The following is a 14,450-nucleotide window of genomic DNA, read 5'->3' on the forward strand; positions in this document are numbered from 1 at the left end:
GCGGGGGCGATGGGGGTTGTCAAAGGGGTAAATGAAATTGTGTGTTCGTTTGCTGACAAATTCAACAAAGCGGCGATCTTTCATGCTTTTTAGACATTTGCCCCATTCTGGTGCGGGTCTACCTCTTGTGGGGCAGCCCGGAAAAACGCGGAATCAGTAGAAGCGATCACTTTCCTGCGCCATCCCTTACTTAACGGGAGCTTAACATTAAATAATCGTCTACAGATGAAACTGGCAAGCATCTTGCAATCCTGAGTTTCATGATTGCCAGCATGGGTTCTGGTATTCCGACAGGAGGCAAAATGAACTTCAGACGACTGAAATACTTCGTAAAAATCGTCGATATTGGTAGCCTGACCCAGGCAGCGGAAGTATTGCATATCGCTCAACCCGCGCTGAGCCAGCAGGTTGCTACGCTGGAGGGGGAGCTGGATCAACAGTTGTTGATCCGCACCAAACGCGGGGTGACGCCGACGGAGGCGGGGAAAGTGCTGTATACGCACGCCCGGACGATATTACGGCAGTGTGAACAGGCACAGCTTGCGGTCAATAATGTAGGGCAGACCCTGAGTGGACACGTCTCTATTGGCCTGGCGCCAGGCACTGCGGCATCATCAATTACCATGCCGTTATTACAGACCGTTCGCGCCGAGCTGCCCGATGTACTGGTCTATTTGCATGAAAACAGCGGGGCGGTGCTGAACGATAAACTACTCAGTGGTCAATTAGATATAGCGGTGCTTTACGAGCGCTCGCCGATCGCGGGTATTTCCAGTCAACCGTTACTCAAAGAGGATCTTTACCTGGTGGGGACGCGCGAATGTCCAGGGCCTGGTGTCGATTTAACGGCAGTCGCGCAGATGAATTTGCTTCTGCCACGGGATTACAGTGCGGTCCGCCTCCGTGTTGACGAAGCCTTCTCACTGCGCCGCTTAACGGCCAAAGTAATAGGTGAAATTGATTCTATCTCCACCCTAACGGCCGCGATTGCCAGCGGTATGGGGGTGACAGTCTTACCTGAATCGGCAGCCCGGGCATTATGTCATGCAGCGAATGGCTGGATGGCGCGGATTACAACGCCCTCCATGAATCTGCCCCTCTCACTTAACATGTCAGCCAGGGGCAGTTTGACACCACAGGCTCAGGCGGTGAAAGAGATCCTGTTGTCGCTGGTTAGCCGTCCGGCTCTGGAAAATCGGGAGCTACAGCTGGTGAGTTAGACCTTATTCCAGCCAGGAATAAGATGCAGGTTTTTATTATTTGTTATGCCGGGCATCAGACTTTAACAATAGTGTAATGTCTGATGTACCCGGAGCGAAAAGTGAATTTCCAGCAACTTAAAATAATCCGCGAGGCGGCCCGTCAGGATTACAACCTGACGGAAGTCGCGAATATTCTTTATACCTCGCAGTCGGGGGTAAGTCGGCATATTCGTGAACTTGAAGATGAACTTGGCATCGAAATTTTTATTCGTCGTGGTAAACGTTTACTTGGCATGACCGAACCGGGGAAGGCGTTGTTGGTGATCGCTGAGCGCATTCTTAATGAAGCCAGTAATGTTCGCCGACTGGCGGACCTGTTTACCAATGACACGTCTGGTGTGCTGACCATTGCGACCACGCACACGCAGGCACGCTATAGTCTGCCAGCGGTGATCAAAGCATTTCGAGAGCTCTTCCCGGAGGTTCGCCTGGAGCTTATCCAGGGGACGCCGCAAGAAATTGACGTTCTCCTGCAAAATGGTGGCGCTGACATTGGTATTGCCAGTGAACGACTCAGCAGCGATCCGCTGTTGGTGGCGTTTCCCTGGTTTCGTTGGCAGCACAGCCTGCTCGTTCCACACGATCATCCATTAGTTAAGGCTTCCCCGCTTACGCTTGAGTCTATTGCTCACTGGCCGCTCATTACCTATCGACAGGGTATTACGGGACGCTCACGTATTGATGAGGCATTTGCGCGTAAAGGGTTGGTGCCGGATATTATCCTCAGTGCGCAGGACTCGGATGTGATTAAAACGTATGTAGCGCTGGGGCTGGGAATCGGGTTGGTGGCGGAGCAATCCAGTGGCGAGCAGGAGGAGGGGACGTTAACCCGCCTTGATACCCGGCATTTATTTGATGCGAACACCGTTTGGCTGGGGCTCAAACGTGGTCAGTTGCAGCGCAATTACGTCTGGCGATTCATCGAGCTATGCAACGCAGGTTTATCTGTGGAAGAGATTAAACGCCAGGCGATGGAGCCTGATGAAGTGATGATTGATTATCAGATATAAAGCAAAAAGCCTGCTTAGTTTCCTAAGCAGGCTTCTTAAATATGGCTCCTCTGACTGGACTCGAACCAGTGACATACGGATTAACAGTCCGCCGTTCTACCGACTGAACTACAGAGGAATCGTGTGAACGAGGCGCATATTACTGACCTCACCATGACGTGTCAACAGTAAAATTAATACGTCATATCAATTGGTTAATTAATCTTCAAATTCAGTATTAATGTACATTTGATGAGCGAAAATGGTCTTCTTCCTGGCTATCGCGCAACCGAAGCATTGGGTTCTGGCGATAGAACTGGAAAAAACGTTGCCACAATGCCGGAAAACGTGGTGCAAACAACTCGGGGGCGCTGAAGAAATACTCGGATAGTACCGCAAAGCATTCTGCAGGATCGGTTGCTGCGTAGGCATCTATACTGCAGGCCGTTTCACCCACCAGATCGATTTCATCCTGGATGTTGTTCATCGCGGCATGGAGATCGTGCTCCCAGTTCGCAATTTCTCTCAGCGGAATAGCCGGAACGCCGCTGGCGCGATCGCCATTACGCATATCAAGTTTATGTGCCACTTCGTGAATAATCAGATTAAAGCCGGAAGCATCGAAGGAATCCTGGATATCAAGCCAGTTCAGGATCACCGGACCCTGTTGCCAGCTTTGGCCTGACTGAATAATCCGTTGATTGTGCACCAGCCCAATATCATCTTCCCATTCGTCATCCACGACAAACGGGGCAGGGTAAATAAGGACTTCATGAAAACCATCGAGCCACTCGATGCCTAATTCCAGAACAGGCAAACAGAAAAGCAGAGCAATTCGTGCACTTTTCAGTACGTCCAGTTCAAATCCTTGTAGCGCAACCAATCTTTTTTGCTGTAAAAAACGCTCAGCCAGGGCAATAAGCCTGGCTTGTTCTTGTTCAGTAAGATTCACCAGAAGAGGAATTTCCAGGGCATCATCCCAGGGCCAGTCATCATTCCGGGCTGTTTCTTGCTCTTTCCAGGGCCACTTAATCATCGTTTTGCTCGCAAACTCGTCACTTGAACGAAATTGACGGAACTGGGTCTGTTAAAATGCCAAATTACCTGGCATCATGGCAACCACCAGAACGGAGAGATGCCAGAGCGGCTGAATGGACCGGTCTCGAAAACCGGAGTAGGGGCAACTCTACCGGGGGTTCAAATCCCCCTCTCTCCGCCACTATTCAAACACTTAGCTCAATTCCTTTCAACGACTCATGTCACACTTGGTATAGTGTTGGTATATTCACTTGGTATAAAACTCGCCATCATCATCTTCTGATTTGCCCAAGACTGGAAGATCCAATGTGGGAGAAATTTTCACTTTTCTGTCATAAACCACAACCTGGCTTTCAGTTTTGTGACCTGAGAATAGTTGTTTATCCTTACTCGAGCCTTCGTAATCAGATATTCCCTTGGCTTTGAGATCATGAAAAGTACACGGCAGTTTTCTATCTAGTTTTTTTCCTGCTGCTTCCCTTGCCGTTTCCCACAGATCATTAAACCCACTTTTCGAGTATTTAGTTTTTTTGCTGCTACAGATAACCGTTTCCTGCCCACCCAGAGTTTTTGCAAGTTCGATGGCGTTATGAAGCCGTTCAGTCCAGACTTTTATTTGTTTAGTCCCGGTCTTTCCCTGCTGGATAAAAATGCCTTCCTCGCTTACTTGCGACCATTTGAGAGAAAGTACATCGGAAACGCGAGCTGCGCATAAGTAAGATATCTCCATGCCAACCCGGAGAGCTGGTGCCGCCTCTTCATAAATTGCCTGATATTCTTCGTCTGTCACGTACACGTCACGGGCTTTTAAAGAGAACTTGCGCACCCCTTTGCACGGATTTCCTTTCACGTACCCTCGTTCATATCCCCATGAGAAAACACGCGACATCCCGCCGAGTTCCTGGTTTGCCTGGTTAATGCTGCGCTGGCCACGTTTATCCATATAGATCCTGACCATCTCAATTTTTATGTCATCTGCTCGCATATTCCCGAACACTGGGACCAGTTTTTTTTCATACGATCTGTAATCAGTCTGCGTCCGTGGAGCCAGTTCAGCAAAAGCTGGGCTACTGGTGAATAACTTCCATAATTTAGAAAATGTCATTACGTCTGAACGCTTGGCTTTCTCTTCCTCATAACGCGCCCATAGCCGGGACATACTTGTCCCGGTAATAGGTGCAAGAGTTACGCTTTGTTTTGTTCCTTTTGGCTTCCACACATAGCTATAACGGTTTTTAGTTACGCGTGGCGGGAGGTGCTTGTCTTTAGGATCTTTTCTTGGTCTGCCCATTGATTGCGTCGTAATTTGGCTCAAGTGCAACATATTCATCGACCTTAGGTAATTCAGAAACTCCGGGACCAATACTTCTGCGCAATACAATTGGGCGGTTCCGCCCATCAGTGGTGAACGGTATGCCGTGACACCGCAGCTGTCGCTGCTGGTGGGTGTAGCGCTGATAGCCAGTAATTTCTGCAATTTCCTGAGGAGACAGTGTAAGTTCGTGCATAGCTCATCTCTCTGATGGCCTGCCTGTAAAAACATACCAGGCAGGAACCATAAATTGTGAAATTAGAAAATCAGTTTGCGGTCAGACGTTTCCAGATTGCAGAGACGTATTTGACCTGATGCCGGGCGTCAGAAAGTGCATTGTGCAAATCACCTTCAAACGGGATGTCGAAGCGCGGATTGATACCGACAGATTTACCCAGTTCAACCATGGTCCTTACGTCCCTGTCATTCCAGAACGGAACAGCGAAGGGCGTTTCTGTTAACACATACGCGCGGCGGAGAATGACGTTATCAAACGAACAGCCATTACCCCATACCTGAACGGAGTGACTACCGTTAGCAGCATTTTCAGCAATAAAGTCGGCCAGAAGCTCAAGGACTTCGCGCAACCCCATGGCTCCATCAACAAGAATCGCAGAACGGGCTTCCGAAGATTGTTTTAACCACCACTGAATTGTCGAGGCATCCGGTTTCATGCCAAACGACATCGATGACTCTAGACTGACAACCTGGTAAAACTCGGCTCCAGTGTTACCAGTTGAAGGATCAAAAAATACAGCGCCGATAGAGACTATTGGGGCATCAGGGCTGTTGCCCATAGTTTCCATATCAAGCATCAGGTGAGTATAAAAAGCGTTCAGGGGATCCGTATTAATATGGTGAACGGGTTCATCATTCAGGGAAGCTGACGCGTCACCAGTTGCATCAGCGCTTTTAACTGGCAAAACTGCTGTTTCGCTCTGAGACACTTCAGGATTAGCTTTGATTTCGTTGTTGTCAGTTTCTTCCATCTGCACATCGCTGGTGGCTTCCTCGTTTAATTTGGCAGGGGGATTCATCAGGCCATCGACAGAAAATATGCCGTTACCGAGATTGGCTACTTCAGGTTGTTTGATTAATTCTGAAGTTTCCTGTTTTGCGGCTTTTGCTGCCAATGCCCCCACTGTCGCAAAGTCAGTGGACAGTTTCTCCAGATTCTCTAGCGGCTCTTTCCCCTGAACTACAGCAGCGACAACAGCAGCGCTATTCACCTGGCGCGCAGCAGCAAGTGTTTCATCGGTGGGATTTTGATGATCGCTTTCGACCAGATTTGCATTGATGTAGCCGGATAAGCGCCCGGGAGAAAGGTAATAAGAGGGATGAGCGCCTCGTATTAATGCAAAAATAGCTGCGCGCGAGTAATCGAGGATGCCAGAACATTTTCGTAGTGCTGCGGACCATTCTTTGAATGGACTGTCTTTGGCTGCGATGATCTCTTTAGCCTGGCGGAGAATAGATCCCGGAATATTGTAGATATCGAAATCCATTGTAAGCGTGGCCAGCGCAATCTCAACGTCGAGCGTATCCAGTGTATGAGCATAATCGGTATTGCGATCGGTCTTATTGCCACCACCAGCGTTCGTTCCAGTGTCAGTGCGCTGAATCTGTGACACACGATTGCCCTTACACCACTCTTTAACCAGCAACCCACGGTCAATGTGTTCAGTACTGAACCAGGCCTTAAAGAACTGAATTACGGTAGACAGATCCACTCGTTTACCATCAACCGGGAAAATAGTTTTTAGCGCGCTGACAATTTTCCAGATATCAATCTCTGGCGCTTTTCTGAATGGTTCTACATTCTCGGCGGCAAGTAGCAGGTTTTGCACGTAGCTGTTATCCACATCCAGCTCGAGTTCCTGAATGGTTTTCTTCTGCTCAGTATCAATATGGTAAGCATATTCATCAGAAATAAACTGAGCTAAAAGGCGCTGGCGTAGCGGGAGAGTCGCAACGGTAATGAGTTCTGGCGTTACAGGTGGAACGGTGGGTTCATCACCCACAATTCGTGCTTTCTTATCGTTAACCCACTCCTGCACGGTATGAGTCCGCGCTTTCGGTTCCGCAATCCATTCGGTAATAAATTCCTCAAATGAAGAGACGGTATAGACCAGCTCACGATCGAAGACTTCTTTTATTGCGTTTGCCAGGTTCCACTCGACATGAGCAGAAAGCTCTTTCACAGCCGGCACATTCGCAACGGCCAGTAACAGGTTTTGTACATAGAGATTATTTTCGTCCAGTTCCATTTGTCCGATCTGGATGTGCTGCGCTTCACTGATTTCCTTCTCTTCAGTGTCATTGACCAGGTGCGCAATCAGTCGCTGAGACAGGCGCAGGCGAGATATGGGGCGGAGCAATGCTGGTGCATCGCTGGTGGGTACATTAGTACTGGCGGTTTCAGGTTTTTGCTGGCCGGTAGCCCCCTGATTTTCATTCTCAGGCTTCTGTTTCGGTTGCCATGTTTGCTGGTCTTCTGCCAGTTCGTAACGATCGCACCATGTGTCATCGAGTGCGTTTTCCTCTGGGAGATCGTCAACAACAAACCAGTTGGTGCGGACAGGTAATTGATAGTCAGCGCCACGTCCGACGGCAATACCGTTGTCTTCGAGAATATTGAGGATTTCGCGCTCTGCACGGGAATCTGATTTCGCAGAGAACCAGCAAAACAGGTTTTTTGCCTCAGTTGCTTTCGCTTTGGCTTTAATAAGATACGCATACGTTAACATTGCGTTCGGGCTCCATTGGATTGTAAGATACCCGGCAGCTGATGATCGCCGCCTAAGGTAGTGGTTATTGGTCAAAACTCGTTCCGGAAAGCTTTGGTCGGCCGACCGGGTACTTAACCCGCCTTGCGCGGGTTTTGTGCTTTATGGGGTAGGTGATTTTCCCTGCGCCAGATGCGCGACGGGGACCCACTCCAGAGCATTCAGCACGGGTTCAAATGAATCAGGCGTGTTTGTTACGGCACGAACGACGTCAGCCACGCTGGGGTTTGCTTTGCTAAGGTGATACCCGCCACCAGCGCCACGCTGGCTGGTGACGATTTCACTGGTGCGCAGTTTCGAGAAAATCTGCTCGGGGTAAGACACAGACAGCTTTGATTCCTTACTGATAGATGCGATGGAAACAGGGCTGCCGTTGTAAATCCTGTTGAGGATGGCAACTACCTGAACAGATGCCACCACACGTTTCATTCCAAACTCCATAGTCACTTCCTTACTGATGCTGGCAACAGCCATTGGTCAAACTCGTTATGAACGAACTGCAGTCTGTTGGTCGGCAGACGGGTCGCCCTTCTCGGCGAGCATGTAGCAAATCAGTCGAATGATTACTTCAATGCGATTTAGATGTACGGCCTGACACCGCACTGGTTTACGCGCGAAATCGATCATGGATTTATCCTCTTGCGTTGCCCTTGTCGCCAGGCTGGCGGAACGTTGAACCTGCTGCGTGTTTTTTGTGTGCTTTACTGGTGAATCAGTAACATGTTGGTCGTCACTACCCTGATTGCGCAGACTCGAAACTGTGTATCAGAATTCAACTGACTCACCGCAAAGCACACATAAATGTCATCTCATCCGGTGATTCGTATGCCGCCGGCAGCTACTTCGTGGGCGTCCTGCCTCGATGACGTTTTTCAAAATGTGTTTATATTTAAACTCTAAATGTGTTTAAAAGTCAACACAACATGTGTTTAAGGTGGTGAGGATGATAACGATATGGGAAAAGGGAGTGGGAAAGGCATAAAAAAACCAGCCAAGGAGGCTGGTTAGAGCGCTTAAAATTGTAGCTTAGTCGTCAGTTGGCTTTAATCGTCCCCGAAGGTATTTCTCAACATACTCATCAATTTCTTTCAGCCGTAATTGAAAGGTATCTATCATTCTGTCTTGTTCAGACTCCGGCAACTGGTCAAAAAGAGTTATCAACTTACGATGTCTTGGCGTTAACCATGATTCGGCGTGATCATCACCAAACATTAGCTCAGCCGGGCTAATGCCGAGAGCTTTAGATATCGTTATAGCGTCGTCAACGCCAACATTGCGGCGACCTGCTTCATAGTTCCCGATGCGTGACTGAGCCCACCCACATAACTCTGCGAGTTTAGATTGCGACATATTTTTCTGTTCGCGTAGCTGCTTCAGTCTGGCGGCAATTGCAGTGTTTATATTCATTACTGATTTTTACCACGTTACGTGTTAACGCTCAAAGAACGTTTCGTCTTGACTATCTAACACATTGTGTGTTTAATTCAGCTAAACACTATATGTGAGGACAAGATGAACAACATCGCCAAAGAACGGCAAGCGCTCGGTTTAACCCAAGAGCAATTAGCCAAATTATTCGGGTGGCGTCAGTCAAGGCTCTCAAATTATGAGAACGGAACACGCCAACCAGGCCTACCGGAATGCAGATTGATTGTGGAGAAGCTTAACGAGTTAGGGCGCACCTGCTCTCTTGATAGTGTATTTCCGCCACAAAGCGAGGTCTGAATGATGCAATCAGTAGCTTATACCCATAATAAACCACGAGTAGCCGCTCCGGTGAAATCGCAAAATCAATCTAAACCCCAGCGCCGTAACGGCATTCAGCACCGCGTCATATTGGCCGCTGTTCGTGAATGGGAATCGACATTACCAGGACAGGCACAGGAGCGGATCGCTCAACTGGTGGCAGAAGAGTGGGCCAAAGCAGATGGCCGTGGAATTGCTGTTAATAAACAGAATTTATTCCGGTATCTGAAAAACGAAGGGGGATCAGAAAAATACACGGCTTACGTTATGCAGCTGTCAGGTTCAATCATTGCTGCTATGCCAGTTCAGATTGCCAGAAAGCACGGATTAAGTAATGCGAGCACAGAAGCTGAGCTGGTGGCCAGCGCTATCAAAGAATGCAGCGAGGCACACCAGGCCAAATTAATCGGCGCTCCGTTACAGAAGCTTGAGAAGGAGATTCGTGAAGCGGCAATTGCATTGTTCAACATGTTACCTGCTGACGCGGCGGGACCACTACTGGCGAGTATAAGTGCCGTAGCGCCGCAATTTTTTTAATCGAGTTTTGAGCAATAACCATTACGCGCCGGGAAACCGGACAAGGGAGTAACCATGGCAGCTCTGCCTTACATGCAACTTTACATTGCTGATTACCTGGCGGACACCATGCATCTGTCTACAGAAGAGCATGGCGCATACCTGCTACTGATGTTCAATTATTGGCAAACAGGTCGCCCGATCCCCAAAAACCGACTATCGAAAATTGCACGGCTGAGTAACGACCGTTGGGATGCCGTTGAACCTTCGTTGAAAGAGTTTTTTAACGATAACGGAACCGAATGGGTACAGGAGCGTATAGAGCGTGATCTGGAGGCGGTTAAAAACTCGATCAGCCAAAAGTCAGCAGCTGGAAAAGCATCCGCTCAGGCGAGAAAAGTTAAAAAAGGAGCGAATAACAAACAAAATAACAACGAGTGTTCAACGGGTGTTGAGTCACCGTTAAAACAGAACATCAACGGAAACCCAACTAATAAAGATCCAGATACAGATACAGATCTAAAAGAAAACCAAGAGAGAGAGTTACACGCGCCAGGTGACTTTTTACCGCCTATAGGAAAATTTCCGATCACAGATGACTGGACACCTGGTGATGACTTTGTACGCCAGGCTGCGCAGTGGGGGATAAACCTTGGGGATTTACCTGGGTATACAGCCGTCGAATTACAGCAGTTCCGGGACTACTGGAAATGCGAAGGGAAAGTTAAACACCACATCCAGTGGGAACAGACTTTTGCTTCCAGCCTGAAAACATCACGCGCCAAATCTTCCTCACCATCGGCAGGTACACGTCGACAGGCTGGCTTTGGCGTTTCACAACCTGACACTCAGATCCCGCCGGGGTTCAGGGGGTAATGATGAAATCGACGAATGATTTGCTTGGCCGTCTACGTAATCTCATGCCTGCAGTTGTTCAGCCGAAATTTACCAGCAGTCAGGAATTAATGGCCTGGCAGCAGGAAGAAGGGCGAAAGCGCGCAGCTGAACTGGAAAAACAAAATCAGCGTAACCGTTCAGAAAGGATTTTTGGGCGCTCAGGGATCTGCGAGTTGCACAGGGGGTGCTCATTTGCAAATTACCAGGTGAGCAACGACGGGCAGAAACACGCGCTGACGATGGCAAAGAGCTACGCCCATAACTTTGGGAATGGCTTTACCAGTTTCATATTCAGCGGCAGTTGCGGAACAGGGAAAAATCATCTTGCCGCGGCAATCGGGAACTACCTGCTTCAACACGATTATTCCGTTCTGGTTGTGACAGTACCTGATTTGATGCTTCGCGCACGCAAATGCTATGACGAGGGCCAGTCTGAGTCCGATTTGCTGGACGATTTGTGCAAGGTTGATTTGCTTGTTCTTGATGAGGTTGGTGTTCAACGTGATACGCGCAATGAGTGGGTATTACTTAATCAGATTATCGATCGCCGTATGGCGTCAATGAAACCAGTGGGGGTGCTAACAAACCTGAATTATGACGAGTTATCGAAAGTTCTGGGTGAGCGGGTCATGGACCGCTTAACCATGGATGACGGTATCTGGGTAAATTTCGCCTGGGGAAGTTATCGCAAAAATGTGACCCATTTACGGGTCGTGAAGTAACTAAAACGAGTATTGACCAATGACCATAGAAATCTCTCAGAAAGACCGGGTAGCGATAGTGGTGCGCCATACCCCGAACTGCGTATTACGTGACGTATGTGAAGCACTGGATATTCCATCCGGCACCGCAGGTAAGTTTCTGCGCGCGTTGACTATTAGCGGCACAGTCCTGCGTACTCACAACGGAACTCAGTATTTTTATAACATCGCTCCGGATGCCGAATTACCTGACGTAAAACTGCCCTTCATGGAAGAGAAAAATGACCCGGTTGAAACGCAATTAGCAGAGAAAATGGCGAAAGACCTGAAGTCCCGAGGACTCTGGCGGCGCGCGGCAAAAGTATATACCGACATGTTAGACATTGCCCGTAGTTCAGCTGAAGTGTCACGTATAGCACAGCAACGTAATGAATGCCTGCGTATGGCCCGGAGATGATCAGCATGCCAAGACCAAACACACCAGAAGAGCAGGCGGCACTTATCCGGGTGATCATCGAAGAGGTGAAAATCCGTGGACGCTTAACCGTTAGCGAGGCATCACAGATGTTGTCACTGCATCGTCAGACTGCTGAGAAGTATTTCCGTGTAGCAGCTGAACGAGGCGAACTCATTCGTTACGGTCGTCTTGGTTTGTTCAGGGACCAGAAGGCTGTGATTGATTTCGATCTCCAGCGATTCTCATACGGATCGAGTAAGCCTGTGATTGAGTTACCAGCAGATTTTCGGGGAAGTGCGGTTATGCGCCGGGTTATAGATATCGTGGGGAGAATGCCAGCATGAAACCATCATACGAAGAATTAGAGAAAAAATGTGCATTGCAGCAATCGAAACTTGCTGCGTTAAACGAGTTGATGGAGGGCGTGGAAAAGGCCTGTGATATTGCAAAAGCTGGTATCGAAAATCTGCAATTGCAAAACGAAGAACTGGCAGTACAGCTCGCTAATGCCGAGAGCAAGTGCAGGGAGCTGGCGGCGGAGAATGCGGGGCTGAAAAATTTCATCATTAACGATTGTCATGTTGCACACATCGAGCCGGAAACTTTCTACGAAGAGGAGATTACCCGTTACGTCAGCGCCGATGGTTACGAGCCAGAAACCCCAGCCACTGACGCTTTCCTGGCCGAAGTGCGGGCACAGGGTGTGGAAGGATTCTTGAAGTTTTGCGGTGAGGAAAATTCCGTATTTGTCGAGACTAAAGCTTACTACCGTTCGCTATCGGATGCGGTTGATGAGTTCTCCGCCCAACTTCGCCAAGGAGTGCAGTCATGAGCGACGCCATCAAGGTGCTGAATTACGACCATTCCGACCCGGACAAAATGCGCCTACCAAAAGGTTCGAGTTGCGGTAACTGCTATCACATCCGGCGCTGTAAAGCCATGTTCGGACACACCGAAACGGATACCTATTGCGACTGGTCGCCATCTCGTTTCATTCCCGTGAAGACTGAAGCTGCCGCCGCTGGCATTGGTGTGAAGGGGGAGTGAGATGTCCGAGCAAACAATTTTGGACGTGTGTTGCGGCTCCCGCATGTTCTGGTTCAACAAGCAGGACACCCGCACTGTGTTCGCTGATATCCGCGCTGAAGAGCACGAGTTGTGCGACGGTCGCCGCCTGGTTATCAGTCCCGATCTGATTGCCGACTTCCGTGCGCTGCCATTCGCCGACGCAACGTTTCCGGTTGTTGTGTTTGACCCACCGCACTTGGAGCGCGTGGGCCAGTCTGCATGGATGGGTAAAAAGTACGGGCGACTGAACAAAAAAACGTGGCGTTCTGATTTACGTGTCGGATTCAAAGAGGCTTTCCGCGTGTTGCGGCCACACGGTGTGCTCATCTTCAAATGGAACGAAACGCAGATCCCAGTTAGCCAGATTCTGGCGCTTACAGATGTGAAACCTGCAATTGGTCAGCGTACCGGAAAGAACGATAAAACCCACTGGATTATCTTTGTGAAGGACTTACTCACAACCATATGAACCGAGACCTAGCAGGAATAAGCTAGTTTTTGTGATATATATCAATAAATTATTGTTGCAATGTTAATTTTTAGAATGTGTGACCGCATTTACATACTGTGAATGGATAATTGTATGGAGTATTTATGGTTTCATCAGTGAATCGTAGTGGGTATGGTTATGTTGACAGTTATAATTATCTTAAAGATGGAGCAGCACCTCCAGCCTCTAAGTCAACATCAGGTCAAATCTGCCCTCAGACGGGTTTATGGAAAAACGAGTCATATAAGGTTGTGACAAGTGTTGATAAGGGCGAGGTAATGCCCCAGTTCCAGGGGAAGGATATAGAGTGGGAGATTGAACTAAGCAGTCCAAATGGAGATGAAGTGTAGTGCGAGGACTGATTTGAAAAAAAATGAGATTACGTTTAAGTTTTTCAAAGGGATGACCGCATTTTACATTTGATAAGATGCGTCACATCTTGTTGCAGCACCTCGTATAATAATAGGTTCGATTTCTCTTCTTTTAGCCCGCCCATGTCCGAGTGGGCTTTTTTTTACATCTTCGCTTCATGATTTCTGCTAAGCACCATCAGTAATTTAAACACATTAGGTGATAAGTATTTGCAGATAGGCAGGCCGATCCGATAGCGTAGAGAGGCTAACCAAAAGGCCACTATAGTAGTTTTACTTTTTGTTGTATAGCCACCATTAGCTGAATCTCTGGTAAGGGCTAACCTGCCGAAGTTTTGTCAGCAGAAACAAATAGCGTCTTAATAAAACATTGCTAATTCAAACTGCTACGGCGGGTTTTCTTTTTTGCTTCATCAATCCCTGCTACGATCCCCTGTCTTTTACTGATGGGGATAGGGATATGAAGAAAGTTCTTGTTGTTTTATTGGTGTCACTTTTCTCACTGACAGCAACGGCAGCAAACAAGCCATGCTCAGGTAAGAAAGGCGGAATATCGCATTGCTCGGGTGAAAAGTTTGTTTGTAATGATGGCTCTATCAGCAAATCTAAGAAAGTTTGTCAGAAATAGTTATCAATAAATAGCACTCACCATCAAAACCAAACCCGCTCCGGCGGGTTTTTCACTCTCTAACGGATATGTTATTTTTTATGCAATAAGAGCGATTAGTAAGATGCTGCTGGGGAGAACATGGATTTAACGGACGACGAAGAGAAACGCATAGAATTTGAAAAATTCATCATTGAAAGGTTTGGTGAT

18 protein-coding genes and 2 tRNA genes are annotated in these 14,450 nt (G+C 48.3%); 13 read left to right on the forward strand and 7 right to left on the reverse strand.

The window, feature by feature from the left end:
- Positions 1 to 302 precede the first annotated feature (302 nt).
- Together nac and cbl are read left to right on the forward strand one after the other, a co-directional pair.
- Positions 303 to 1,220, forward strand: coding sequence for a nitrogen assimilation transcriptional regulator NAC (nac, locus tag FDX03_RS06525; protein WP_137345653.1), 918 nt, complete (start codon positions 303 to 305; stop codon positions 1,218 to 1,220).
- A 101-nt stretch (positions 1,221 to 1,321) separates the two neighbouring features.
- A complete protein-coding gene (cbl, locus tag FDX03_RS06530) occupies positions 1,322 to 2,272 on the forward strand; it encodes an HTH-type transcriptional regulator Cbl (RefSeq protein WP_005127780.1) in 951 nt (316 codons plus the stop codon).
- A 42-nt stretch (positions 2,273 to 2,314) separates the two neighbouring features.
- Here cbl and FDX03_RS06535 read toward each other — a convergent pair.
- Positions 2,315 to 2,390: transfer RNA gene (locus FDX03_RS06535), tRNA-Asn, on the reverse strand.
- Positions 2,391 to 2,489: 99 nt separating this feature from the next.
- Complete coding sequence (mtfA, locus tag FDX03_RS06540; RefSeq protein ID WP_137345654.1) at positions 2,490 to 3,287, reverse strand: DgsA anti-repressor MtfA; 798 nt, start codon at positions 3,285 to 3,287, stop codon at positions 2,490 to 2,492.
- A gap of 93 nt (positions 3,288 to 3,380) precedes the next feature.
- Between mtfA and FDX03_RS06545 the strand changes: the two genes are divergently transcribed.
- Positions 3,381 to 3,470: transfer RNA gene (locus FDX03_RS06545), tRNA-Ser, on the forward strand.
- 66 nt (positions 3,471 to 3,536) lie between these two features.
- Here FDX03_RS06545 and FDX03_RS06550 read toward each other — a convergent pair.
- The 5 genes from FDX03_RS06550 to FDX03_RS06570 form a co-directional block, all read right to left on the reverse strand.
- Positions 3,537 to 4,580, reverse strand: coding sequence for a tyrosine-type recombinase/integrase (locus FDX03_RS06550; protein ID WP_137345655.1), 1,044 nt, complete (start codon positions 4,578 to 4,580; stop codon positions 3,537 to 3,539).
- Positions 4,555 to 4,797 (reverse strand): DUF4224 domain-containing protein, encoded by a 243-nt coding sequence (locus FDX03_RS06555; protein ID WP_072041425.1) that lies wholly within the window; start codon positions 4,795 to 4,797, stop codon positions 4,555 to 4,557. Before FDX03_RS06555 ends, FDX03_RS06550 begins: the two co-directional genes overlap by 26 nt.
- 70 nt (positions 4,798 to 4,867) lie before the next feature.
- Positions 4,868 to 7,348, reverse strand: a complete 2,481-nt coding sequence (locus FDX03_RS06560) for an exonuclease (RefSeq protein WP_137345656.1) — start codon at positions 7,346 to 7,348, stop codon at positions 4,868 to 4,870.
- A gap of 141 nt (positions 7,349 to 7,489) precedes the next feature.
- Positions 7,490 to 7,828: an Rrf2 family transcriptional regulator gene (locus FDX03_RS06565; protein ID WP_249357002.1), complete on the reverse strand. Its 339-nt coding sequence runs from the start codon at positions 7,826 to 7,828 to the stop codon at positions 7,490 to 7,492.
- 585 nt (positions 7,829 to 8,413) lie between these two features.
- Complete coding sequence (locus FDX03_RS06570; protein ID WP_101742086.1) at positions 8,414 to 8,794, reverse strand: helix-turn-helix domain-containing protein; 381 nt, start codon at positions 8,792 to 8,794, stop codon at positions 8,414 to 8,416.
- 105 nt (positions 8,795 to 8,899) lie between these two features.
- Between FDX03_RS06570 and FDX03_RS06575 the strand changes: the two genes are divergently transcribed.
- From FDX03_RS06575 to FDX03_RS23120, 10 genes are all read left to right on the forward strand, one after another.
- Positions 8,900 to 9,112, forward strand: coding sequence for a helix-turn-helix transcriptional regulator (locus FDX03_RS06575; protein WP_003832309.1), 213 nt, complete (start codon positions 8,900 to 8,902; stop codon positions 9,110 to 9,112).
- 3 nt (positions 9,113 to 9,115) lie between these two features.
- Positions 9,116 to 9,670 (forward strand): toxin YdaT family protein, encoded by a 555-nt coding sequence (locus tag FDX03_RS06580; RefSeq protein ID WP_137345699.1) that lies wholly within the window; start codon positions 9,116 to 9,118, stop codon positions 9,668 to 9,670.
- A gap of 54 nt (positions 9,671 to 9,724) precedes the next feature.
- Positions 9,725 to 10,525, forward strand: coding sequence for a DUF1376 domain-containing protein (locus FDX03_RS06585; RefSeq protein ID WP_086523792.1), 801 nt, complete (start codon positions 9,725 to 9,727; stop codon positions 10,523 to 10,525).
- Between the two features lie 2 nt (positions 10,526 to 10,527).
- Complete coding sequence (locus FDX03_RS06590; RefSeq protein ID WP_137345657.1) at positions 10,528 to 11,268, forward strand: ATP-binding protein; 741 nt, start codon at positions 10,528 to 10,530, stop codon at positions 11,266 to 11,268.
- A 19-nt stretch (positions 11,269 to 11,287) separates the two neighbouring features.
- The gene (locus FDX03_RS06595) at positions 11,288 to 11,704 is read left to right on the forward strand and encodes a PerC family transcriptional regulator (protein WP_086523790.1); all 417 of its coding nucleotides are present in this window, start codon (positions 11,288 to 11,290) and stop codon (positions 11,702 to 11,704) included.
- 5 nt (positions 11,705 to 11,709) lie between these two features.
- Positions 11,710 to 12,048, forward strand: coding sequence for a DUF977 family protein (locus tag FDX03_RS06600; protein WP_016150447.1), 339 nt, complete (start codon positions 11,710 to 11,712; stop codon positions 12,046 to 12,048).
- Complete coding sequence (locus FDX03_RS06605; protein WP_086523789.1) at positions 12,045 to 12,536, forward strand: hypothetical protein; 492 nt, start codon at positions 12,045 to 12,047, stop codon at positions 12,534 to 12,536. Before FDX03_RS06600 ends, FDX03_RS06605 begins: the two co-directional genes overlap by 4 nt.
- Positions 12,533 to 12,751: a hypothetical protein gene (locus FDX03_RS06610; protein ID WP_170927364.1), complete on the forward strand. Its 219-nt coding sequence runs from the start codon at positions 12,533 to 12,535 to the stop codon at positions 12,749 to 12,751. The genes FDX03_RS06605 and FDX03_RS06610 overlap by 4 nt, the downstream gene beginning before the upstream one ends.
- A gap of 1 nt (position 12,752) precedes the next feature.
- A complete protein-coding gene (locus FDX03_RS06615) occupies positions 12,753 to 13,241 on the forward strand; it encodes a class I SAM-dependent methyltransferase (RefSeq protein WP_086523788.1) in 489 nt (162 codons plus the stop codon).
- Positions 13,242 to 14,093: 852 nt separating this feature from the next.
- A complete protein-coding gene (locus FDX03_RS23120) occupies positions 14,094 to 14,261 on the forward strand; it encodes a hypothetical protein (protein WP_071524449.1) in 168 nt (55 codons plus the stop codon).
- The last annotated feature ends 189 nt before the right edge of the window (positions 14,262 to 14,450 follow it).

The sequence above is a fragment of the Citrobacter sp. wls827 genome, assembly GCF_005280875.1.
Classification (GTDB): Bacteria; Pseudomonadota; Gammaproteobacteria; order Enterobacterales; family Enterobacteriaceae; genus Citrobacter; species Citrobacter youngae.

Bases quoted from the DNA above. Each gene is read 5' to 3' on its own strand.
- nac (WP_137345653.1), top strand. From the start codon at position 303: ATGAACTTCAGACGACTGAAATACTTCGTAAAAATCGTCGATATTGGT.
- mtfA (WP_137345654.1), bottom strand. From the start codon at position 3,287: ATGATTAAGTGGCCCTGGAAAGAGCAAGAAACAGCCCGGAATGATGAC.
- FDX03_RS06550 (WP_137345655.1), bottom strand. From the start codon at position 4,580: ATGGGCAGACCAAGAAAAGATCCTAAAGACAAGCACCTCCCGCCACGC.
- FDX03_RS06555 (WP_072041425.1), bottom strand. From the start codon at position 4,797: ATGCACGAACTTACACTGTCTCCTCAGGAAATTGCAGAAATTACTGGC.
- FDX03_RS06560 (WP_137345656.1), bottom strand. From the start codon at position 7,348: ATGTTAACGTATGCGTATCTTATTAAAGCCAAAGCGAAAGCAACTGAG.
- FDX03_RS06565 (WP_249357002.1), bottom strand. From the start codon at position 7,828: ATGGAGTTTGGAATGAAACGTGTGGTGGCATCTGTTCAGGTAGTTGCC.
- FDX03_RS06570 (WP_101742086.1), bottom strand. From the start codon at position 8,794: ATGAATATAAACACTGCAATTGCCGCCAGACTGAAGCAGCTACGCGAA.
- FDX03_RS06575 (WP_003832309.1), top strand. From the start codon at position 8,900: ATGAACAACATCGCCAAAGAACGGCAAGCGCTCGGTTTAACCCAAGAG.
- FDX03_RS06580 (WP_137345699.1), top strand. From the start codon at position 9,116: ATGCAATCAGTAGCTTATACCCATAATAAACCACGAGTAGCCGCTCCG.
- FDX03_RS06585 (WP_086523792.1), top strand. From the start codon at position 9,725: ATGGCAGCTCTGCCTTACATGCAACTTTACATTGCTGATTACCTGGCG.
- FDX03_RS06590 (WP_137345657.1), top strand. From the start codon at position 10,528: ATGAAATCGACGAATGATTTGCTTGGCCGTCTACGTAATCTCATGCCT.
- FDX03_RS06595 (WP_086523790.1), top strand. From the start codon at position 11,288: ATGACCATAGAAATCTCTCAGAAAGACCGGGTAGCGATAGTGGTGCGC.
- FDX03_RS06600 (WP_016150447.1), top strand. From the start codon at position 11,710: ATGCCAAGACCAAACACACCAGAAGAGCAGGCGGCACTTATCCGGGTG.
- FDX03_RS06605 (WP_086523789.1), top strand. From the start codon at position 12,045: ATGAAACCATCATACGAAGAATTAGAGAAAAAATGTGCATTGCAGCAA.
- FDX03_RS06610 (WP_170927364.1), top strand. From the start codon at position 12,533: ATGAGCGACGCCATCAAGGTGCTGAATTACGACCATTCCGACCCGGAC.
- FDX03_RS06615 (WP_086523788.1), top strand. From the start codon at position 12,753: ATGTCCGAGCAAACAATTTTGGACGTGTGTTGCGGCTCCCGCATGTTC.
- FDX03_RS23120 (WP_071524449.1), top strand. From the start codon at position 14,094: ATGAAGAAAGTTCTTGTTGTTTTATTGGTGTCACTTTTCTCACTGACA.